This window comes from Corynebacterium sp. BF-R-2 (genome assembly GCF_024586525.1).
GTDB classification, from domain to species: domain Bacteria; phylum Actinomycetota; class Actinomycetes; order Mycobacteriales; family Mycobacteriaceae; genus Corynebacterium; species Corynebacterium singulare.
Map to the genome: position 1 here is coordinate 25,091 of NZ_JAMFTP010000001.1, position 21,046 is coordinate 46,136.

Sequence of the window (21,046 nt, forward strand, 5' to 3'; positions counted from 1 at the left end):
TATGACGGCTTCTTCTCTTCCATTTGACCTTCACCACGACTTTGCTCACCGTCTTCCCAGCATGGTGTCCGCTGCGCGCGGCGAGGAACAGCCCGCCGCACGCCTCATCGTGCTCAATGAGGACCTAGCTACCCAGCTAGGCCTTGACCCGGAATGGCTGCGCACAAACCAGGGCCTTGAGTTTCTCCTCGGACGCGGGCCAGAAACTCCCCATGCTATGGCCTATGCCGGGTTCCAGTTTGGGCAGTACAACCCATCCATGGGCGATGGCCGCGCGCTCCTCCTCGGCGAAATGACCGGCCCCATCACGCCACACAATCCGACAGGACTCTGGGATCTGCATGCGAAGGGAACTGGGCGCACGCCTTATTCACGCTATGGCTCCGATGGCCGCGGCACACTGCGCTCTATGTTGCGCGAGTACCTGTTCTCCGAGGCCATGCATGCGCTCGGAGTCCCCACCACGCGCTCTCTCGCGGTGATCGCCACCGGCCGGCCCCTCCAGCGCCAGGTTGTGGAGGAAGCCGGCGTCCTCGTGCGCGTAGCCTCCAGCCACATCCGCGTGGGCTCTTTCCACTTCGCAGCCCAATCCGAACAACCCGGCCTGCTCAAACAGCTCGCGGAGTACACCACCGAGCGCCACTACCCTGGCGCTGACCATCGTGCTCTCTTTACCAGGGTCATGGAGGCCCAAGCTGCCACCGTGGCCAACTGGATGCAGCTGGGCTTTATCCACGGCGTCATGAACACCGATAACACGACCCTCTCCGGTGAAACGATTGACTATGGTCCGTGTGCCTTCATGGAGGACTACGACCTCGATACATGCTTTAGTTCTATTGATACGCAGGGCCGTTACCGCTTCGGGCACCAGCCGGACATCGTGGGCTGGAACCTGGCTCGTTTAGCGGAGTCGCTACTGCCGCTTTTCGACGACTCCCCCAACACCGCCCTCACCTGGGCGCAGGATGCCATCACTTCCTTCGGCGAGCGCTATAAACGTGCACGCAGGGACGACGCACACCGCCGTCTTCAGCTCCCCGAGGAACTCTTCGAGGAGTACACCGGAGCGCTTAAGCATTCCCGTCCGGATCTCACGCAGGCCAACCGGGCCCTCGTGGCAGCTGCTTCCGGCGACCGCGCTACGGCGTACGAACTCTTCGGCGATGAGCGCTTCGTGGATGAATACTGCACTAGCACCCTCGACGTCGACGTCCTTACAGCATCCACTCCACGGGTTGTGCCTCGCCCACGCCTCGTGGAAACAGCTCTGGCTGATGTGTCCGAGTTTTACCGCTTCCTCCAGGCAGCGACTCACCCCTTTGACGCCGCGGCGGAATACGAGCAGCCCGGCGGCACCGAGGGCTATCTCACGTTCTGCGGCACCTAGGCTCCCTCCGCCCCTCTCTCCTGCGGCTGCACCGACAAAAGAAAACCACCGGCGCCCCGAGGTCTCCGCCGGAAAGGAAACGGAGGCTCGGGGCGCCGGTGTGTCTCTATCTCTCACTGCCGCGCTCCCGGTCGGTTTCTCAGGCCGACCGCCCCGCGCGGCTGGGGTTCTCTCTATCTCTCGCATGCGCTCTCTCAAACGCACAACATAAGTATGGAGCGTTGTCCTTGAGGAAGCGTTCGACAGCACTGAACACTTCCTGTCAGTTCCTGAGAGTTGGCTGGTGGCCTACTTGTTCTCGAGGCGCAGGGTCTTTTGGGTGTACTCCCACATCTCGTTGTAGAGCTTCTTATCCTTGGAGAGCTTAATGCCGTAGGACGGAATCATCTCCTGAATCTTGTCGCCCCACTGGATCATGTGCTCACCGAAGCAGCGCTCCAGCAGCTCAACCATGACGGCTGGGGTGATGGACGCACCTGGGGAAGCACCGAGCAGGCCCGCGATGTTGCCCTCCGGGTTGTTGATGAGAGTGGTACCGAATTCCAAGGAGCCGAAGTGCGGCGCACCGGCCGGCTTGATGACCTGAACGCGCTGGCCTGCAACGACGGTCTCCCAGTCATTCGGATCAGCGTTCGGGACGTACTCCTTGAGGGTCTCGACGCGCTTGTCGAAGTCCTTGAGAACCTCAGAAACCAGGTACTTGGTCAGGCCGAACTCCTGGGCGGCAACGCCAAGGTAGGAGGTGATGTTGTCAGGGCGGATGGACTTGAACAGGTCGAAGTAAGAACCCTTCTTGAGGAACTTCGGCGACCAACCTCCGTACGGCCCAAACAGTAGTCCCTTCTCACCGTCAATGACACGGGTATCAAGGTGCGGCACGGACATCGGCGGAGCGCCGACGGCAGCCTTGCCGTAGACCTTGGCGTTGTGCTTCTCCACGAGCTCCGGGTTCTTGGAACGCAGCCACAGACCAGAGACCGGGAAACCCGCGAAACCAGAGACTTCGCGAACACCAGCCTTGCGCAGCAGATCCAGGGCGTAGCCACCGGCTCCGACGAAGACGAACTTGGCGTGGACTGCCTCATAGTCTCCGGTGTGCAGGTTCTTGGCGGTCACACGCCACTTGGAGCCATCGCGCTTAATATCAACGACCTCGTGGCCGTAGCGAATCTCGGTACCCGCGGCCTTAGCTGCAGTAAAGAACTGCTTAGTCAGGGCACCGAAGTTCACGTCGGTACCAGCGTCGGTCCACGAGATAGCAACCTTCTGGGAGTTGAAGTCACGGCCCTCAGACATGAGCGGCAGGTTTTCCTGGAAGGTAGCGTCATCATCGCTGAACTGCATGTTCGGGAACATGTGGTTGTCCTTGAGCGCATCGTAGCGACGCTTGAGGTAATCCACCTGGATAGAGCCCTGAGCGAAGGACACGTGCGGGACCTGGTTAATGAAGGCGCTCGGGTCGGTGAGAATGCCGTTGTTGAGCTGGTGAGACCAGAACTGGCGAGAAATCTGGAATTTCTCATTAATGTTCATGGCCTTAGAAACGTCAATACGGCCGTTCTTCTCTGGGGTGTAGTTCAGCTCGCACAGTGCAGAGTGGCCGGTACCGGCGTTATTCCACGGGGAGGACGACTCAAGCGCGGGACCATCGAGGCGCTCGAAGACCATCTGGGTCCAGCTCGGCTCGAGCTCGCGGAGCATGGCGCCGAGAGTGGCGCTCATAATACCCGCACCAATGAGGGCAACCTCAACCTCGTCTACTACTTGTGCTGTCTTCTTATCGGAGGACACTGTACTTATTACCTCTTTGAGTCGATGTATTCGATGTGGTCAAGTGCCCTGCGTAGTCGGGCTACACAGAGCGCGGTGAGAAAGCGCTCGACGATGCTAGGAACCAAGCCGGCACGCAGATCACCCGCAGAGGGAGATCCGTCAAGCATTATCTTCACCTTACGCCCCTTGGGGTGAAATAGGCATTCTGTAAGAAAGAAATGCCCGGTCCGCAGCGAGTTACCCCCTTTGTGGTGCAGACCATATCCCCCACCTGAGCGCGATCCGGAGCACTCATTTAGTTCAAGAGCCTACTATATGGGTCATGACTATTAATGAACTCGCGTGGGCCGAGGACATTCTCGGACCTGATTTCCAGTCCGTCCCCCTCGAACTTGGCGCTGATCCTGACGGTGAAGGGGATGTCCGCGCCACACTGGTGCGCTACTGCCCCGGCGGTGACGCAGACGCCGCCCACGACGATCGCCCAGCCCTCGTGTGGGTTCACGGCATGACGGACTACTTCTTCCACAGCCACGTCGCCGAATACTTCTACGAGCAGGGCTACGCGTTCTACGCGCTAGATCTCCGCAAGTGCGGTCGCTCCCGACAGGAAGGCCAGACGTGGCACTACATTAGTGACCTTCGCTATTACGATGCAGATCTCAATGCAGCGCTCGACGCGCTCCCACATTCCCGCGTAGTGATCATGGGACACTCCACAGCAGGCACGATCGTTGCCCTGTGGCTCGATCGTCTTCGCCGAACGGATTCCGCGCGTTTCAAGCGCATTGCCGGCGTAATTTTTAATAGCCCGTGGCTCGCCATGATGGGTGTCTCGGATGCCGCCTATGAGGCGCTAAAGTACGCAATCTATGCCGGCGCCACAATCGCTCCGCGCTTCGAAATCCCCGCCGGCGATCTCACCACGTACGGCGAGTCCGTGCACTCCAGCCAGCACGGTGACTGGGACTTCGACCTCACGTTCAAGCCACTAGGCGGGCATGCGAAATATCTCGGCTGGCTCGCAGCTGTGTTCAAGGGTTTCGACGCCATTCACTCGGGTCACGTCGACATCGGCGTACCGCTATTGACTATGACGTCACATAGGTCGGAACTGGGCAAGGATTATTCAGAATCAGCAAACACGGCGGATACGGTAGTCGATCAGCGCCAAAGCCAGCGCTGGGCAAAGGAGCTCAGCTCGCAGTACACCCTCCACGTGGTAAAAGACGGACGCCATGATCTTTTCCTGTCGCGCCCCGAGCCGCTTGATGATGCCTTCTCTGCCGCCAGCGAGTGGCTCCGCACGGTCGCACCGGTTGAATAGTCAACGCAGCCTAGAATGGCATCTATGACTACCCCACAGCACTTTGACCTCGTCATCATCGGCACCGGCTCCGGAAATTCCATTCCTTCGCCTGACCTTGATGACAAAAGCATCGCCATCATTGAGAAGGGAACATTCGGCGGTACCTGCCTTAACGTCGGCTGCATCCCCACAAAGATGTATGTTTACGCCGCCGACGTTGCTCTCGCAGCCCGCGAGAGCAAACGCCTCGGGGTCAGTGCCCATGTAGATGCAGTGGATTGGAACGGCATCGTCGAACGCGTCTTCCACAACCGCATCGACCAGATCGCCGAGGGCGGCGAAGCGTACCGGCGCGGCGATGAGACTCCCAACATCACGGTTTTTGACCAACACGCTCGCTTCATTGGCCCGAAGACCCTCCAGTGCGGTGACGACATCATCACCGGCGAACACATTGTTATCGCCGCCGGATCGCGGCCAGTCCTCCCCGAGCCCTATGCCAGCACAGATGTCCCAGTGCACACTAATGAGGACATCATGCGCCTGCCGCAGCAGCCCCAAAGCCTCATCATCGTTGGCGGGGGTTTCATCGCGATGGAGTTTGCTCACGTCTTTGACGGCTTGGGCACGGAGGTTACCGTGGTCAACCGTTCCGACAAACTCCTTCGCTTCCTCGACGAGGATGTGAGTACACGGTTCACTGAGATCGCCCGCGAACGCTTTAATGTCCATACCGGCACCGGAACGGCCCTTGAATCCGACGGAAAGGGCGTTCGCCTCACGCTTGATGACGGAACTGTCCTTGCAGCCGATGCCATCCTCGTCGCCACGGGCCGCCGTCCCAATGGCGACCAGATGGATCTCGGGGCCAGTGGCATTGAGGTGCGCAGCGATGGCCGCATCAAGGTCGATGACTTTGGCCGCACCACGTGCGATGGCGTCTGGGCCCTTGGAGATGTCTCCTCACCGTACATGCTCAAGCACGTTGCGAACGCTGAGCAGCGTGCAGTCCAGCACAACCTTCTCCACCCAGAGGACTTGCGCGCTATGCCGCACAAGCACGTCCCTTCAGCCATCTTTACTCACCCACAGATTGCCACGGTGGGCCTCACAGAAGCACAAGCCCGCGAGCAGGGCTACGAGGTCACGGTGAAGATCCAGAACTTCGGGGATGTTGCCTACGGCTGGGCTATGGAGGACTCGACGGGAATCTGCAAGCTGGTCGCTGACCATGCATCAGGAAAACTCCTCGGAGCCCACATCATGGGACCGCAAGCTTCGACGCTGATTCAGCAGCTCATCACCGCGATGGCATATGGCATCGACATGCGGAGCTTTGCCCGTTCACAGTATTGGATCCACCCGGCCCTGCCCGAGGTCGTAGAAAATGCTGTACTCGGCCTCGAGTGGCAATTAGATTCACCGCTGTGACGCATTTCACTTCACAGGGAATGCTGCCACGTAACCGTTGGCAAATCGCACGGTATGCCACCCTTTACAACGGTAACTTCTCACAGCGTACGTCCAGAACTCAACTACATTTGGGGGGTAACAAGCACCCCTACCAAGGTAAATGTTCCAACAAACGTGCATTTTGAGTAGCTGTTGGCTACGTTTTATACAGACACCGGAATGAGTCGATGCTCTCACCGGCTCAGTGTGTTCTGGGGATACCAACTCATCCCTATCCCTGTGAATCTAGGCATCTCCACTCGGAGACCTTGAACGTACGACTTTAAGGACATTTGATATGCGTATCCGCAATGCAGCCCTCGCCGGCGCTACCGCTCTCGCAGTTGTCTTCGGCGGCACCACCGTTGCCACCGCAGCTACTTTCGACGGCTCCAACACCACCACCGCCATCAACGACGCTGAGTCTGGCCAGCCATACGACAAGCCGGAGGGCTCCCTGTCCTCCAAGGTTGGCGGCCAGTTCAACATCTCTGAGGACGACAACATTGGCACCAAGGCCAACGGCCGTGCCCTCTTCGGTTCTTCCAAGTCCGAGTACGGCGACGCTGATGAGTCTCGCCCGACGGAGACCTTCGAGGGTCAGCCGACCTGGGCCAAGACCGCTTACGGTGTTGGCGTTGCTAGCGCAGTCGCTTCCGTCATGGGCCTCATCGGCGTCGTTTACAACTTCTTCGTCCACGGCCCGTCCTTCTAAGACGTCTGACTCACACACACTTTTCCGAAAGGCTTAAACTTCATGCGTAACTTCCGCACCGCCGCCGTTGCTGCTGCAACCGCCGCTTCCGTTGCTTTCGCTGGCACCTCCGTTGCTTTCGCAGCTGAGACCGAGGAGACCACCCTCTCCTCCGAGCTCTCCTCCGCAAACGACAAGGTCCAGGCTGACGACAGCGACGCCACCCTGTCCTCCAAGTGGGGCGACGCTACCGACGCTGACCAGGACGTAGCTGGCGCCGATCTCTTCGGCGAGAACGTTGCTGATGACACCACCAACCCGACCTGGGCTAAGGCTGCTCGCGAGGGCCTCTACGCTTCCCTCGGCACCGCTATTGCTGGCGCCCTGTTCGCTGCCTACAACTTCGCTGTGTACAACCACATCGTTCCGGCACACGTTCTGGATCCGTTCTTCCGCCGCTAATTCTTTAGCGCCGTAAACAGCGCCCCACTCCATTCCGGAGTGGGGCGCTTTTACTCTTCAAGGCCCAAGGCAAGGACCCTAACTGACGCAGATCTTGAACTCGCCGCCGCCAAAATCTAGCGGATCTGCGTCAGTTAGGGCCCTTGGGTTACTTAGTTGGTTTGGTGTGCCAGCGGTTAGCTCTTAGTCAAGCTCACCCGGCAGGGTGAGGATTTCATTGCCGTCCTCAGTGATGACGATAGTGTGCTCGAACTGCGCCGTGAACTTGCCATCAGTGTTCTGCACGGTCCAACCGTTGTCCCAGATTTCATAGTCGAGGGAGCCAAGGTTAATCATCGGCTCAATCGTCAGGGTCATCCCCGGCTCCAAGACGTCGCGATAGGTCATGGAGTCGTAGTGCAGGACGACGAGTCCATTGTGGAAGGTTGGGCCCACACCATGGCCGGTAAAGTCTGTCACCACGTTGTACCCAAAGCGCTTGGCGTAGGACTCGATGACACGGCCAATAACGTTAATCTCACGGCCGGCCTTCGCTACCTTGATGCCGCGCATCATTGCTTCCTTGGTGCGCTCCACAAGCAGCTTGTGCTCCTCAGAAACGTTGCCGGCCAAGAAGGTGGCGTTGGTATCACCATGGACTCCGTTCTTGAAAGCGGTGACATCAATATTGACGATGTCACCGTCTTCAATCACCGTGGTATCCGGGATACCGTGGCACACAATCTCGTTGAGGGACACACAGCACGACTTCGGGAAACCCAAGTAGCCCAGTGTGGAGGGGTAAGCACCGTGGTCACACATGTACTCGTGGGCCACGCGGTCCACCTCATCCGTGGTAACACCAGGTGCTACGGCCTTACCGGCTTCTTGGAGGGCGTTGGCAGCAATGCGGGATGCCTCACGCATGGCTTCGATGACCTCCGGGGTCTGGATGAAGGGCTCGCCTTGAGCCTCCTGCACCGTGTCCTTCCACACGTACTCAGGACGCTCGATGTCCTTCGGAACTGTGCGGATGGGAGTGTCTTTTTCTTGCTTCAGCTTCGCGCGCGTAGTCATGACTACCCATGGTAGCCCTCTGTCCTCAAGGCTCACAAAGGCGGCTGCTGTTCCTCGGCCACGGGTAAGTCGCCGTGGCCTTCAGCGCGATACTCATCAAGGCGCTGGAGGAAATTATCCGTGATATTGACCGAAATAGTTGAGCCACCGCCCAGCACAACCAGCGTGGCGAACGCGATGTCATCGTCACGGTATCCGGTGAACCACGCATGTGATCCTTCGTTGATTTCCGCCTCACCGGTCTTGCCATAGATAGTGCCCCCGGCTTGCATACCTGCAGCTGTACCGCCGACGACCACTTGGCGCATCATGTCGCGCACCTGATTAATCGTTTCTGGACTGGGCGGTTCGACTTGTTCAGAGGTTTTTGTCTTGTGGGACTCGATGAAGGTAGGCGTAGGCGTCTTGCCGGCCGCGACAGTAGAGGACACAAGCGCCATGCCAAAAGGAGAGGCAAGGTCAAGGCCCTGACCGTAACCGGCCTCAGTACGGTCCAGAGGCGTCTCCCCTTCTGGAATGGAACCCGTCACCGTCGACAAGCCAGGAATCTCGTAGTCGATGCCCAAACCAAATTGCTTGCTAATCTTCTGCAGTTCACCTTTGTCCATGTTCGTTGAAATCTCAGCAAATGTGGTGTTGCAGGATTGAGCAAAAGCTTCGCGCAGCGTTACAGAACCCAGCGAGAACCCGTTGTAGTTCGTCACGATGCGCCCGTACAGGTCCTTGGTTCCGGGACACGACACGATGGAATCGGGGTTGAGCCCGTGCTTGTCGACGCTCCCCGCGGCCGTAACAATCTTAAACCCCGAGCCCGGAGGGTACTGGCCCTGCAGGGCAATATCACCCTTCTTATCGGCTTCAGGAGTCTGGGCTACCGCGAGAATCTCGCCAGTCGATGGCCGCATGGCAACAATCATCGCTTCATACTCTGAGCGCAGATTAACTGCTTCTTGGGCCGCGCGCTGCACGTCGTAGTCCAGCGATACCTTAATGGACGGAGCGGCCTCAGGCTCGTGATATTCGACATCGGACAGCGCAGCACCATGTTCGTTCACCACGGACACAGACCATCCGTTAGTGCCGTTAACCTCTTCGGAGACCATGGAGCGAACACGGGCGAGAATATCTGGTGCGAGGCCAGTATCGCGGGTTATGAGTGCCGGTTCTTCGTTGAAACGAATGCCCTTCTGATTCTCCAACGCTGGGCGCACACGGCCTACCTGGGCATCAGTAAGCATGGCGACGGAGTAGGAGCCGTCGGCCTCTTCCATCTGCTTGGCAAGTTCGCCCGCGTCGACTTCGGGAATCGAGTCATCATCGCGGTGGGCTTGGCTCAACGCACTCGAAATCTTAGCCGCAACTGGGCGTACATCACCTGCCGTATCAGTATCGACGACCAACCGGTACTGCAGCCCCGGGGACATAAGCTCCACGCCATCAGAAGACACGACACCAGCCCGCTTCGGAGCAATAGAACGCAGCTCAAGGTGCTGGTGCGCACCCAAATCAGGATGCACAATGCTGGGCTGCCAGCGCACCGTCCATTCCTTGTCCTTGCGGGTCAAGGGCATGGACGTGTCATAGCGCAAGGTACGGTCACGCGGCAGGGTCCATGTCACGGAATAATGAGCGGTGGCGCGGGCATCCTCTTGTTCGACGCCAGTCAGCTCCACGTCGAGTCCCTCGGCTTGAAGGCCAGCAAAGGTGGCGTCGAGGGTTGAGGTGGCGGTCGAGGGATCGTCGATAAGCGCGGCGAGTTCCTCGTTGTTGCGGGTCTCCATGTCCTCGAGGAACTGCTCGGCCACAGGTTCCGCCGAGACCGGCTTCGGAGTGCAGGCAACCACCGAGGACGCCGCGATACTTACTGCGCCCAGCAGCGCCACCAACCTCTTCATGTTTGGGCAGTGTAGCAGGTGGAGGCGACACGACGGCCGCCCCACACCGCGAAAGGTGCTTACTGAGTGACGCGAACCTCAGCCTTGGCGCCCTCGACGGCTTCAAGGCCCTGCTCCTCTGCGAGGCGCATGGCTTCCTCGATGAGGGTTTCCACAATCTTGGACTCAGGGACGGTCTTGATGACCTCACCTTTGACGAAGATTTGGCCCTTACCGTTACCAGAGGCCACACCGAGATCGGCGTCGCGTGCCTCGCCGGGACCATTCACAACACATCCCATGACGGCCACGCGTAGCGGGAACTCCATGCCATCGAGACCTTCGGTGACTTCGTTGGCCAGCTTGTACACGTCCACCTGGGCACGTCCACAGGACGGGCAGGACACGATTTCCAGCTTGCGGGGACGCAGGTTCAGCGATTGCAGAATCTGGTCTCCCACCTTGATTTCCTCTACCGGGTCAGCGGACAGCGACACGCGGATGGTGTCGCCGATGCCCTCAGCCAGCAGGGCGCCGAACGCTACGGAGGACTTGATGGTGCCCTGGAATGCGGGGCCAGCCTCGGTCACACCGAGGTGCAGCGGGTAGTCAGACTGCGCAGCTAGCTGGCGATAAGCCTCCACCATGATGACTGGGTCATTGTGCTTGACGGAGATGGCGATGTCGCCGTAGCCATGCTCTTCAAAGAGGCCGGCTTCCCAAAGTGCAGACTCCACAAGTGCTTCTGGAGTGGCCTTGCCGTACTTGTCCATGACCCGCTTATCCAGCGAACCAGCGTTAACGCCGATGCGGATCGGGATGCCGGCATCACCTGCAGCCTTAGCCACTTCTTTGACGCGTCCATCAAACTCCTTGATGTTACCCGGGTTGACGCGCACGGCAGCACAACCGGCATCAATGGCGGCGAAAATATACTTGGGCTGGAAGTGGATATCCGCGATGACCGGGATCGGCGATTTCTTCGCAATTGCGGGCAAAGCTTCCGCGTCTACCGTCTTTGGGCAGGCCACGCGAACGATGTCACAGCCACTGGCCGTAAGCTGCGCGATCTGCTGCAGGGTGGCGTTAACGTCGTGCGTCTTCGTCGTCGTCATCGACTGCACGGAGATGGGGTGTTCTGAGCCCACGCCTACCTGGCCGACCATCAGCTGGCGCGTCTTGCGGCGCGGCGCCAAGGTGGGGGGTGGGCCGTCAGGGATTCCAAGACCGATGGGGGTCGACATGTGCGCTCCTTGGATAATCGGGGTTTAACGCCCCCACTCTAGCACCGCATGCGCTTATCCAAACAGGCGAACCGGGTTGACCACATCGGCGACGATGATCAGAGCACCCACCGCCATGAGAAGGAATGCGAGTGCATAGGTAATCGGCATGAGCTTGGTGTAATCCGCCGGCCCCTTCGGTTCCTTGTTCAAGAAGCGCCGCACAGCATCGCGCACCTTCTCATACAGGATCACGGCGATGTGGCCGCCGTCGAAAGGCGGGAGTGGAATGAGGTTGAACAGCGCAAGGAAGAAGTTCAGCGACGCCAGCATCATGAAGAAGTACGACCAGAGGCTGCGTTCCACGAGTTCACCGCCCACGCGGGAAGCGCCGACGACAGACATGGGTCCGTTGACATCGCGTTCTTGGCCGAAAATAGAGGCCACGACACCGGGGATCTTCGCGGGGAACTGCGCAATGCCCTGCACCGTCGCATCGAGAACATGCCCTGTGTAGCGGGCAGTGGCGGGGAAGGCCTCAATAAAGGAGTAGGTCTCCACGATGTCGATGGTCTGGTTGGTCATACCGATAGCGCCAACAGTGACGAGCTCTCCCTCGGCATTAAGACGCGTCACGGTGGCCAGTGGAATATCAAAATCCCGGATCGCACCATCGCGCTCCACCTCGAGAGTGACGGTCTCCCCCGGATGCTGCATGACAGAATCACGCAGTTGGGTGAAGTTGTCTATCTTCTCACCGTTAAGAGCCAACACAATATCTCCAGGCTCGACGCCGGCCTCTCCCGCCGGCCCCGTCCCCTGGCAGGGCTCGAGTTCACCATCGATATTCTGGTTCGCGGCACAGGACACCTCACCCACACGTGGGCGCACATCCGCGTCTGGGTTCGGGAGACCCGTGGTCATCGCGATGATGAACAGGATAAAAAAGCCGAGGAGCAAGTTGACCGTGATGCCGCCCGCGAGCACGATGATGCGCTGCCACCACGGCTTCTTAAACATCGCATGCGGTGCCTCGTCCTCAGTAAGAAACTCATCCTGGGCCGTCATGCCAGCGATATCGCAGAAACCACCCACAGGGAAAGCGGCGAGGCCGTATTCGGTATGGCCACGGCTAAACGATGCCACACGAGGTCCAAAGCCGATGAAGAATCGACGCACACGCATGCCAAAAGCACGTGCAGTGAGCATGTGGCCAGCCTCGTGCAGGGCGACCGTAATGCCGATCCCTAGGGCGAAAAGTACGATGCCCAGGATATTTGCCATAGATGAAGGGGCTTTCTAATGAGCGAGCGAATCCACCAGCGCATTTGCGCGGCGGCGGGCCTCACCTTCCACGGTGAGGACATCATCGACGGTTGAGGGTACACCAGCAAACTGCGCAGCCTCCCCAAGGACGTGGCTAACAACGTCAACAATCTCCGGGAAGTGAATCCGACCAGCAAGAAAGGCTGCAGCTGCCTCCTCATTCGCTGCGTTATACACGGCTGCATGCGTGCCTCCCGCAGCAGCCGCCTCGCGGGCAAGACGCACTGCGGGGAAAGCTTCATCATCCAGCGGCTCGAAGCGCCACTCATGCGCGGTGGAGAAGTCCAAAGCCGGTTGCGCCCCGGGCACGCGATGCGGCCAGTCCAAGGCCAGGGAAATAGGCAGCTTCATGGATGGCGGGGAGCATTGGGCCATGGTGCAGCCGTCGGTGAAAGTCGCCATGGAATGAACGATGGACTGAGGATGGACGGTGACCTCGATGCTGTCCGCGGGGACGCCGAAAAGCAGCGTCGCCTCAATGAGCTCCAGCCCTTTGTTGACCAGCGTGGCAGAGTTCAGCGTGTTCATCTGCCCCATGGACCACGTCGGGTGCTGAGCAGCCTGCTGCGGGGTGACATCCCACATCTCGTCCCGGGTCCAGCCACGGAACGGGCCACCGGAAGCGGTGAGAACCAGGTGATCGAGTTCTGCCCCACTGCCCGCGCGCAGGCACTGCGCCATCGCGGAGTGCTCAGAGTCAACGGGAACAATCTGGCCGTCGGTGGCCAGGCGGGTCACGATGGATCCGCCCGCCACCAAGGATTCCTTGTTAGCTAACGCCAGCACCTCCCCCTTCTCCAGGGTGGCAATGGTGGACTTCAGCCCCATCGAGCCCACCAGCGCATTGAGGACCTTGTCTGCATCGACGGCCTGAACGAGCTGCTCTGCGGAGTCCGGGCCGGAGAGCACGGTACCGCCGAGTGCATCGGAGACCTCACGTGCCGCCTCTGGCTTTGCGACGGCCACGTGGTCAAACGAAAGATTGAGAGCACGGGCTTGCTCGATGACCAGCTGCGGATTCGAGCCGCCGGCGGCGATACCGACGACCGTAAATTTTTCCGGGTTATCTGCGATAACCTCCAGTGCCTGGGTGCCGATCGAGCCAGTAGATCCGAGAATAAGAATGCGTTGGGTACTCACCCTGTTAACCCTAGTCGGAGTAGCACGATGGCCGAAGATAATCCCGCGGGGGTGTTTAATCGCGGTTGGCGGCGGGATGTTTTAAACTACTACACAGAATAACTGGCATTTTCGTGCGCTTACCTCAACTAGATTCCGCTAGTCCTGCGGTGAGCTGCGTGTACAGACAAAGGAGAGTAAGTGTCTTCCCACAAGCCGGCATCGCAGGTTTTCGACGGCATATCCACTGACGACGTCCCGTCTGCAGGTTTTGGCTGGTCCCGCATCAGCCGCTCGGGCGTTCAGATCGCTGGCTGGATTTCTGTCCTGTTCCTGCTGGCCTACAACTTCGGTAACCACAAGGGCCACGTGGAGACCATCTGGCTCATTGCCCTTGCCGTAGTTATCGCTCTCGGTTTGGTGATTTACGCTTTGCAGCCGAAGCTCTCCCAGGTTCGCACCCTGACCGCCCGCAACAAGCCGGTGGGCCACCAGGAGCCGGACTGGGCCTACGAGCAGAAGACCGTTCACAACGTCTACGCGGCTCTGACCGATGATGAGCTGCGCGCCCTCAACATTGAGCCGTCCCGCCTCACTCACCTGCGCGGCACCTCTGCTGCTGCGACCACCGGTGTCGATGCCACCCCGGTATCCAGCGGCCGCCATGCCGCCAAGCCGGTTTCTCAGTAAGAGAAATCGCCTCACAAACACAGCTCCCCCGCTTTCCACGATGAGTGGAAACGGGGGAGCTTTTCTTGTGCGCACGTCATTGATGCCCACACACAAGGATGCTAGCTCACGTAGTGATCAACCTTGGAGTAGATCTCGGGCATGTGCTTGTCCGCGTAGTTTCCGGCCAGTCGCCACACCACGACGTAGGCAATCACCGGGAAAAGCAGGGACACAACAGGCCCCACAAAGAGCGGCCAGCCATGGTCATAGGCCATCCACGAAACAATAATGCCCGGCACCACCGGCATCCAAGCGAGGAGCATGCCGGCAAACGCTGCGAGGAAAGCGCCACCGGAATAACCAGACTTGTCATTCCAGCGATTCGCCCCCGGCTCCGACAGAGGATAGGGATTGAGCACGGTAAGCCCCATGCTGATGGCGGCCGTTGAAATAAAGGTACCGACGCCCACCGCTACCGCCAACGCTGCGATGCGTGTGTCCTCAGCACAGACAATGATAATCAGCGCTACGACGAGGTGGACTGCGAAAGGGCCCACGATGTGGGCAAGATGCCGGGCGTGCAAAATGGTGCGCGGGGGAACTGGTGCGACCATGCTCACCCAGTTCGACGGACCGTCAAATCCATAATCGTTGGCCAGGATGGTCGACATCATGACGGCGCTGAAACAGAACATAAAGAAGGCCACGAAGTCATCGCCGCGCCACAGCTGGTAAAAAACAAAGATGGCGAACAAAGGCAGCACGACAATCATGCCCATAAGGCGCCTATCACGGCGAATATAGCGCAATGCGCGAGTGAACTCCATCGCGGCTGGACTCGTATACGACCACGTGCCAAGCTCAAAAGCTGACACTCCCTCCCCTGTTACTTCGGCGGTATGCTCGCTGCCGGCCTCGGGGTTCTGCATGACCCTGGCAACCTGCCCCGCCCACAGCCAGAACAGCGCAACAACGGTGAGAACCGCGATCAGTAGCTGGGCTAAGGCGGCGATGAGGTGACCAGCGGCAAGCGAAAGCCCCCACCCCACCGCAGCACCGAATGGCGTCCAGGCGGCGATGGAACCCATGACTCCGAGAGAGGGAAGGGTCTCCAGCACAGATTGCAATTGAAGGATGCCGTACACGAGCAGGCCGATGACGATCATCACAGCGACTTGGACGCCCGCTTTTTGGGAGTTAGCAATAGCGGAGGCAATGAATCCCACGCACTCGCCAAAGACAATGGTGGTGATACATGCCAGAATCATGCCGACGACAAAGGGAAACGCGTACAAAGCCGCTCCCTGCAGCACAAGGATGATGGCTCCGGCCACCGCATACACCGTGGAAAAGAGTACCGACAAAAGTGCACGAGTCGTCAGCACACTTGCCCAGAGCAGTCCCGGGTACACCTCCTTTGGGGTCAGCGGAAGCGCACCGAGCGTGGACGGTGAAAGCTGGTTCTCCCCCGCCGGCATGAAGATGGCGAGCACAACGTAGATGAGCATGCCGCCGGCTGCTCCAAGGGTCAGGGAATGATAGCCATTGCCTGGCTCTGACATGTCCGTCCACGCCATCAGGAGCAGGCTGACTACTCCGATAAAGCCGTATAAGGCCATCATCAGCATCATCATGATGGACGAAGCATTGGAGGACACACTGCGCCACCACAAAGTGCGATGGAGTCGGAAGAGTGTTGAGGTCATTACTCCCCTCCCTCTGCATCGTGCATGCCTTGTGACGGTGAGCGCAGCCATCCAAACTTCGAGGCATCCAAGTCGCGCCCGCCCACGGCCGCGATGAACAGGTCAGAAAGGCTCTGCCCTTGCCGCACATCATCGACGTGGCCGGCAGTAATGACCTGCCCGCCGTTAATGATGGCGACGTGGTCACACACGCCTTCAACCAGCTCCATGACATGTGAGGACAGAATCACCGTGCCGCCGCGCGAGGCATACGCACGCAACAGCTGCTGGATAAGCCGTCCCGACACCGGGTCCACCGCTTCTAGCGGTTCGTCGAGGATGAGAACCTCTGGGTTGTGGAGGACAGCACCAGCCAAGAGGATCTTTTTCGTCATTCCGGCGGAATAATCCACGATGCGTTTGTCGGCGGCGTCGGCGAGGGAGAGGGCGTCGAGAAGCTCCTGCGCACGACGCAGGGACTCCTCACGATCCAGCTTGCGCAGCGCACCCAAGTAGTGGAGATACTCGGCGCCAGTCAGGCGGTCGAAGACAGGAGCACCATCCATGAGCAGACCCATGGACTGCTTGGCTGGGATGGGCTCTGCCCACACGTCATGGCCAGCGATAAAGCTCTGACCGGCGTCGGGGCGCTGCAGGCCACAGGCCATGGTGAGCATGGTGGTCTTACCTGCACCATTCGGCCCCACGATTCCGTAGATGGAGCCGCGCGGTACATCGAGGTTGAGATGATTGACGGCTGTCTGATTACCAAAGGATTTGCAGAAGTCGCGCACGGCCAAAGCCTGGCTTCGCGGATCCGGCACAAGTGTCTCGCGATAAGGGTGAGTCATAACGGTTAACGGTATCAAGACTCAGTGGTGTCGGGGTGTCTTCCACTGTTTTGTTAGACAACTGTAAGCCGCTAGTTACGCAGTCTCCCGTTCATCAGCTGCCAGCTGGCCGCAGGCCGCGGCAATCTCATCGCCCTTAGTGTCGCGCACCGTGCAGGGCACGCCTTGAGCGATGACGCGACGAACGAACTCATCCTGGCGTGCCTTCGGCGCTGCATCCCACTCGGAGCCCGGGGTGGGGTTGAGCGGAATGACGTTCACGTGAACCTTGGAACCCAGCGCTGCATGCAGTTTCTGGCCCAACATATCCGCTCGGAAGTCCTGGTCATTCTTGTCACGGATAAGCGCATACTCAATAGAGACGCGGCGGCCAGACTTATCGGCATAGTAGCGGGCGGCATCGAGCACATCGTCGACCGGCCAGCGGTTGTTGACCGGCACGAGGCTATCTCGCAGCTCATCATCTGGGGTGTGCAAGGAGACAGCCAGTGTGCAGGACAGATCCTCATCCGCCAGCTTGCGGATAGCCGGCGCCAGACCCACAGTGGACACGGTGACGTTGCGCTGAGACAGTCCGAAACCGGTGAGGTCCTGGCCGGTGATCTGGCGGACCGCCTGAACCACGCGCTTGTAGTTGGCCAGCGGCTCACCCATGCCCATGAACACGACGTTGCTCAGGCGGCCACCTTCTGCCTCCATGAGGCGGGCAGCGTGACGGAACTGTTCCACGATTTCGGCGGTCGAGAGGTTCCGGTCGAGGCCTCCCTGACCCGTGGCGCAGAAGGGACACGCCATACCGCAGCCAGCCTGCGAAGAAATACACAAAGTGGCGCGGCCTGGGTAACGCATAAGCACCGACTCCAGCATCGTGCCATCGTGCAGACGCCAGAGGGACTTGGTGGTTTCACCATCGTCCGTAGAGGTCTGGCGAATGGGCGTCATGAGCTCCGGGAAGAGCTTCTCCTGGACGGCCTCACGGGACGCGGCCGGGATATCCGTCATTTCGGAGACGTCAGCAGTGTGGTGGACGTAGTAGTGCTTGGCCAACTGCTTGGCTCGGAACTTGGGCAGGCCAAGTTCGGCGAGTGCCTCGATGCGCTCGTCCTCGGTCAAGTCCGCGAAGTGCTTCGGGGGTAGACCGCGACGCGGAGCGGAGAAATTCAGTTTCAGTGGTTCAGCCATGGTGAAGCCCATTTTCCACGTTTTTAGCCACATTATCCAATCGAAGTACCGCTGAAGTGGCGAAAGTGACATGTTGACCTATTTAATAGATGTATGACAAATCCCGAGAATCGCTCTGAAGACTTCCGCCCCACGTCCGGTACGTTCCCTGAGAATGAATCACTCACGGACAATGACGCACAAACCCCTAGCTACGACACCACTGGCTCAGCGGAACCAACCCCGAGCGCCGTTGAGTACGATGCGCCCGCAACCACCCCGGCATCCACCACTGAGACGTCCCCGGCAACCACCACAGACGGGTCCGATGGCAAGGTAAAGGGCTCCTTCGCCGCCAGCACCTGGATTGCCCTCATCGTGGGCTTCCTGCTCCTCATCGTGCTGATCATCTTCATTCTTCAGAACCAGCATGAGGTACCGCTAAACTTCCTCAACTGGTCCGTTGAGTTCCCGGCCGGCGTCACGTATCTGATCTGCGCGATTGCGGGTGCGCTCATCATGGCGCTCGTCGGTGGCTGGCGCATGTTCGAGCTGCGCCGTCAGGTGCGCAAGCAGGCCAAGCGCTAAACAACAAACAGACGCTACGGAGTGAGGGTGGTCAGGAAGCTCATGGCCACCCACGTCACCATTGCGGACGGCAGCATGCCGTCAAGGCGGTCCATGATGCCGCCGTGTCCTGGCAGAAGAGCCGACATATCCTTGATTCCCAGTTCGCGCTTGAACTGTGACTCCACCAGATCGCCCAAGGTGGCGCAGAACACGAGGCCAAGGCCCATGAGGGCGCCCACCCAGGGGGTGTGGTGGAGCAGGAAGGCAAAGCACAGCGCGCCGGTTACGGTGCCAAAAATGACGGAGCCGGCGAAGCCTTCCCAGGATTTCTTAGGACTTACCGCGGGGGCCATAGGGTGTGAGCCAAACATAACGCCAGCGATGAAGCCGCCGGTATCGGAGGCTACGACGCAGAGCATGAACACCACGATTGACGCCGCTCCTGAGGCAAAGGGCGTCTCCACCCGAGACAGCATTGCCGCGAAGGTTCCGAAGAGGGGAATCCAGGTCAGCACGAAGATACCGACGGACATATCGCGAAGATAGTTAATCGGTGGGCGGTGCCGCCCATTGTGGAAAAGACGGCCAAACATGAGCGCCAAAACAGCCACCACGTAGACCGCTACGAGCCCCGGGGCGTTGAGAAACCACGACACCCACACCATCGCCTGGCCCAGGACGATAAGCAGCGTGCGTGGTACCTGGTAGGAATGCTCCCGAAGACGGGTGAGAACCTCCCACATGGCCACACCAAGGGCCGCAGCGACAACGAGATACCACACAAAGGGCCCGGCCCAGACCGCGAAAACAACGAGTGCGCCCAGTCCCACTCCGACGCCAATGGCGGCGGGCAGATCACGGCCCGCGCTATTTTTTGGCTTGGGCATTCGGCGGGTATGCCGCGAGTGCTCAGTGGTCACGCTAGCTCCTTGTCACGTGGTGGGTTCCTACACAGAAAAGGCCGCCGTGCTGGTCGGTGCCTTGGCGCGGCGGCAAATCGGAGTTCATTAAAGGAGGTTAAACCTCCATGAGCTCCTCTTCCTTGTTGGCGACGAGCTTGTCCACCTGGTCGATGTAGCCGGAGGTGATCTTCTCCATCTCCTTCTCGGCGGCGATGACTTCATCCTCGCCTGCATCGCCATCTTTCTGAAGCTTCTTGAGTTGCTCCATGGCCTTGCGGCGGATGTTGCGAATAGCAATCTTGCCATCCTCGCCCTTGCTCTTGGCCATCTTGACCATGTCGCGGCGGCGCTCCTCAGTCAGCTGCGGCACGGTGACGCGCAGTACCTGGCCGTCATTAGTCGGGTTAACACCAAGATCCGAGTTACGGATAGCGTTCTCGATCTCGTGAATCATGGACTGCTCGTAGGGCTTGATGAGCAGCATGCGCGGCTCCGGAACAGAGATGGTGGCCATCTGCGTAATCGGGGTCGGAGCGCCGTAGTAGTCAGCCACCAGGCCGTTAAACATGGAGGGGTTCGCACGGCCGGTGCGGATGGTGAGAAGCTGCTCGCGGGCGTGCTCCACCGAGGCGGTCATGTGCTCTTCTGCTTCGAGCTGGATCTCGTCGATCATGAGGGTTTACAACTCCCTTGAAATAGTTAAAAGTTCTGGGAAAGAATCTAGCAGGTCGCGGCTGGTTTGTACTAAGACTGGACCAGCGTGCCGATCTTCTCACCATTGACAGCGCGCTTGATGTTGCCTTCGGTGAGGAGGTTGAACACCAGCATCGGCATGTCGTTGTCCATGCAGAGGCTGAATGCGGTGGCATCAGCCACCTTCAAGCCCTTCTCGATGACCTCACGCGGGGTAATTTCGGAATAGAGCTCCGCATCCGGGTTAGTGCGCGGATCTGCCGAATACACACCGTCAACGGCCTTAGCCAAGAACAGAACCTCTGCGCCAATTTCCAGAGCGCGCTGTGCAGCGGTGGTATCGGTAGAGAAATACGGCATACCCATGCCGGCGCCGAAGATGACGACTCGGCCCTTTTCCAGGTGGCGGTCAGCTCGCAGCGGCAGGTAGGGCTCCGCAATCTGCGCCATGTTAATGGAGGTCTGAACGCGGCAGTCAATGCCCTGCTGGGAGAGGAAATCTTGGAGTGCTAGGGAGTTCATGACGGTGCCGAGCATGCCCATGTAGTCAGAGCGGGCACGGTCCATACCGCGCTGGGAGAGTTCGGCGCCTCGGAAGAAGTTGCCTCCGCCGATGACAACGGCAATCTCGGTGCCTTGACTGGCCACCTCAGCGATCTGGCGGGCGACGTTTTCCACAACGTCGGGGTCAATGCCGACCTTGCCTCCGCCGAACATCTCACCGCCCAGCTTGAGCATGACTCGCTTGTATCCGGTTCGCTTCGATTCAGGGGTGGTCACGGCCTTCATCGTCTCCTTCACGCGTGGCGGTGCTCCAAATTGAGCATCCGAGGT

The 21,046-nt window shown here is 59.4% G+C and carries 19 protein-coding genes; 7 read left to right on the forward strand and 12 right to left on the reverse strand.

Annotated features, from left to right (window positions below; genetic code table 11):
- Position 1: 1 nt before the first annotated feature.
- A complete protein-coding gene (locus tag M5J09_RS00130) occupies positions 2-1,390 on the forward strand; it encodes a protein adenylyltransferase SelO family protein (protein WP_257156586.1) in 1,389 nt (462 codons plus the stop codon).
- 288 nt (positions 1,391-1,678) lie between these two features.
- On the opposite strand, the gene mqo is transcribed toward M5J09_RS00130, so the two are convergent.
- Positions 1,679-3,181 carry a malate dehydrogenase (quinone) gene (gene mqo / locus M5J09_RS00135; RefSeq protein ID WP_257156587.1) on the reverse strand — a complete coding sequence of 501 codons (1,503 nt, stop codon included), beginning with the start codon at positions 3,179-3,181 and terminating at the stop codon, positions 1,679-1,681.
- Between the two features lie 304 nt (positions 3,182-3,485).
- On the opposite strand from mqo, the gene M5J09_RS00140 reads away from it, so the two are divergent.
- The 4 genes from M5J09_RS00140 (at position 3,486) to M5J09_RS00155 (ending at position 7,080) form a co-directional block, all read left to right on the forward strand.
- A complete protein-coding gene (locus M5J09_RS00140; RefSeq protein WP_257156588.1) occupies positions 3,486-4,490 on the forward strand; it encodes an alpha/beta hydrolase in 1,005 nt (334 codons plus the stop codon).
- Between the two features lie 15 nt (positions 4,491-4,505).
- Positions 4,506-5,903, forward strand: a complete 1,398-nt coding sequence (gene mtr, locus M5J09_RS00145; RefSeq protein ID WP_257156589.1) for a mycothione reductase — start codon at positions 4,506-4,508, stop codon at positions 5,901-5,903.
- A gap of 319 nt (positions 5,904-6,222) precedes the next feature.
- Positions 6,223-6,639, forward strand: a complete 417-nt coding sequence (locus tag M5J09_RS00150; RefSeq protein WP_042531341.1) for a hypothetical protein — start codon at positions 6,223-6,225, stop codon at positions 6,637-6,639.
- 42 nt (positions 6,640-6,681) lie between these two features.
- A complete protein-coding gene (locus M5J09_RS00155) occupies positions 6,682-7,080 on the forward strand; it encodes a hypothetical protein (RefSeq protein WP_042531343.1) in 399 nt (132 codons plus the stop codon).
- 183 nt (positions 7,081-7,263) lie between these two features.
- On the opposite strand, the gene map is transcribed toward M5J09_RS00155, so the two are convergent.
- Genes map through dxr form a run of 5 tightly spaced genes read right to left on the reverse strand, consistent with a single transcriptional unit; the run spans position 7,264 to position 13,699 of the window.
- A complete protein-coding gene (map, locus tag M5J09_RS00160; RefSeq protein ID WP_042531345.1) occupies positions 7,264-8,136 on the reverse strand; it encodes a type I methionyl aminopeptidase in 873 nt (290 codons plus the stop codon).
- A gap of 32 nt (positions 8,137-8,168) precedes the next feature.
- Positions 8,169-10,031, reverse strand: coding sequence for a penicillin-binding transpeptidase domain-containing protein (locus M5J09_RS00165; RefSeq protein WP_257156590.1), 1,863 nt, complete (start codon positions 10,029-10,031; stop codon positions 8,169-8,171).
- 59 nt (positions 10,032-10,090) lie between these two features.
- The gene (ispG, locus tag M5J09_RS00170; RefSeq protein ID WP_257156591.1) at positions 10,091-11,254 is read right to left on the reverse strand and encodes a flavodoxin-dependent (E)-4-hydroxy-3-methylbut-2-enyl-diphosphate synthase; all 1,164 of its coding nucleotides are present in this window, start codon (positions 11,252-11,254) and stop codon (positions 10,091-10,093) included.
- Between the two features lie 54 nt (positions 11,255-11,308).
- Entirely contained in the window at positions 11,309-12,517 is a 1,209-nt protein-coding gene (locus M5J09_RS00175) for an RIP metalloprotease (protein ID WP_257156592.1), read from the reverse strand.
- Between the two features lie 15 nt (positions 12,518-12,532).
- Positions 12,533-13,699: a 1-deoxy-D-xylulose-5-phosphate reductoisomerase gene (gene dxr, locus M5J09_RS00180; RefSeq protein ID WP_257156593.1), complete on the reverse strand. Its 1,167-nt coding sequence runs from the start codon at positions 13,697-13,699 to the stop codon at positions 12,533-12,535.
- 180 nt (positions 13,700-13,879) lie between these two features.
- On the opposite strand from dxr, the gene M5J09_RS00185 reads away from it, so the two are divergent.
- Positions 13,880-14,368, forward strand: a complete 489-nt coding sequence (locus M5J09_RS00185) for a DUF2631 domain-containing protein (protein WP_070535800.1) — start codon at positions 13,880-13,882, stop codon at positions 14,366-14,368.
- 101 nt (positions 14,369-14,469) lie between these two features.
- Here the strand turns inward: M5J09_RS00185 and M5J09_RS00190 are convergent, their stop codons facing one another.
- The 3 genes from M5J09_RS00190 to rlmN form a co-directional block, all read right to left on the reverse strand.
- On the reverse strand, positions 14,470-16,056 hold the full coding sequence (locus M5J09_RS00190) for an ABC transporter permease (protein WP_257156594.1): 1,587 nt from the start codon (positions 16,054-16,056) through the stop codon (positions 14,470-14,472).
- Entirely contained in the window at positions 16,056-16,886 is an 831-nt protein-coding gene (locus M5J09_RS00195; protein ID WP_257156595.1) for an ABC transporter ATP-binding protein, read from the reverse strand. The genes M5J09_RS00190 and M5J09_RS00195 overlap by 1 nt, the downstream gene beginning before the upstream one ends.
- 75 nt (positions 16,887-16,961) lie before the next feature.
- The gene (rlmN, locus tag M5J09_RS00200; protein WP_042533308.1) at positions 16,962-18,068 is read right to left on the reverse strand and encodes a 23S rRNA (adenine(2503)-C(2))-methyltransferase RlmN; all 1,107 of its coding nucleotides are present in this window, start codon (positions 18,066-18,068) and stop codon (positions 16,962-16,964) included.
- Between the two features lie 93 nt (positions 18,069-18,161).
- Between rlmN and M5J09_RS00205 the strand changes: the two genes are divergently transcribed.
- Entirely contained in the window at positions 18,162-18,635 is a 474-nt protein-coding gene (locus tag M5J09_RS00205) for a lipopolysaccharide assembly LapA domain-containing protein (protein WP_042531359.1), read from the forward strand.
- Between the two features lie 14 nt (positions 18,636-18,649).
- Here the strand turns inward: M5J09_RS00205 and M5J09_RS00210 are convergent, their stop codons facing one another.
- From M5J09_RS00210 to pyrH, 3 genes are all read right to left on the reverse strand, one after another.
- Complete coding sequence (locus M5J09_RS00210; protein WP_201773999.1) at positions 18,650-19,504, reverse strand: phosphatidate cytidylyltransferase; 855 nt, start codon at positions 19,502-19,504, stop codon at positions 18,650-18,652.
- Between the two features lie 130 nt (positions 19,505-19,634).
- Positions 19,635-20,192, reverse strand: coding sequence for a ribosome recycling factor (gene frr / locus M5J09_RS00215; protein WP_042531361.1), 558 nt, complete (start codon positions 20,190-20,192; stop codon positions 19,635-19,637).
- 71 nt (positions 20,193-20,263) lie between these two features.
- Positions 20,264-21,001 carry a UMP kinase gene (gene pyrH, locus M5J09_RS00220; protein ID WP_257156689.1) on the reverse strand — a complete coding sequence of 246 codons (738 nt, stop codon included), beginning with the start codon at positions 20,999-21,001 and terminating at the stop codon, positions 20,264-20,266.
- Positions 21,002-21,046 lie beyond the last annotated feature (45 nt).

Coding starts and splice junctions, on each gene's coding strand:
- M5J09_RS00130 (WP_257156586.1), top strand. CDS start 2: ATGACGGCTTCTTCTCTTCCATTTGACCTTCACCACGACTTTGCTCAC.
- M5J09_RS00140 (WP_257156588.1), top strand. CDS start 3,486: ATGACTATTAATGAACTCGCGTGGGCCGAGGACATTCTCGGACCTGAT.
- mtr (WP_257156589.1), top strand. CDS start 4,506: ATGGCATCTATGACTACCCCACAGCACTTTGACCTCGTCATCATCGGC.
- M5J09_RS00150 (WP_042531341.1), top strand. CDS start 6,223: ATGCGTATCCGCAATGCAGCCCTCGCCGGCGCTACCGCTCTCGCAGTT.
- M5J09_RS00155 (WP_042531343.1), top strand. CDS start 6,682: ATGCGTAACTTCCGCACCGCCGCCGTTGCTGCTGCAACCGCCGCTTCC.
- map (WP_042531345.1), bottom strand. CDS start 8,136: ATGACTACGCGCGCGAAGCTGAAGCAAGAAAAAGACACTCCCATCCGC.
- M5J09_RS00165 (WP_257156590.1), bottom strand. CDS start 10,031: ATGAAGAGGTTGGTGGCGCTGCTGGGCGCAGTAAGTATCGCGGCGTCC.
- ispG (WP_257156591.1), bottom strand. CDS start 11,254: ATGTCGACCCCCATCGGTCTTGGAATCCCTGACGGCCCACCCCCCACC.
- M5J09_RS00175 (WP_257156592.1), bottom strand. CDS start 12,517: ATGGCAAATATCCTGGGCATCGTACTTTTCGCCCTAGGGATCGGCATT.
- M5J09_RS00190 (WP_257156594.1), bottom strand. CDS start 16,056: ATGACCTCAACACTCTTCCGACTCCATCGCACTTTGTGGTGGCGCAGT.
- M5J09_RS00195 (WP_257156595.1), bottom strand. CDS start 16,886: ATGACTCACCCTTATCGCGAGACACTTGTGCCGGATCCGCGAAGCCAG.
- rlmN (WP_042533308.1), bottom strand. CDS start 18,068: ATGGCTGAACCACTGAAACTGAATTTCTCCGCTCCGCGTCGCGGTCTA.
- M5J09_RS00205 (WP_042531359.1), top strand. CDS start 18,162: ATGACAAATCCCGAGAATCGCTCTGAAGACTTCCGCCCCACGTCCGGT.
- M5J09_RS00210 (WP_201773999.1), bottom strand. CDS start 19,504: ATGCCCAAGCCAAAAAATAGCGCGGGCCGTGATCTGCCCGCCGCCATT.
- frr (WP_042531361.1), bottom strand. CDS start 20,192: ATGATCGACGAGATCCAGCTCGAAGCAGAAGAGCACATGACCGCCTCG.
- pyrH (WP_257156689.1), bottom strand. CDS start 21,001: ATGAAGGCCGTGACCACCCCTGAATCGAAGCGAACCGGATACAAGCGA.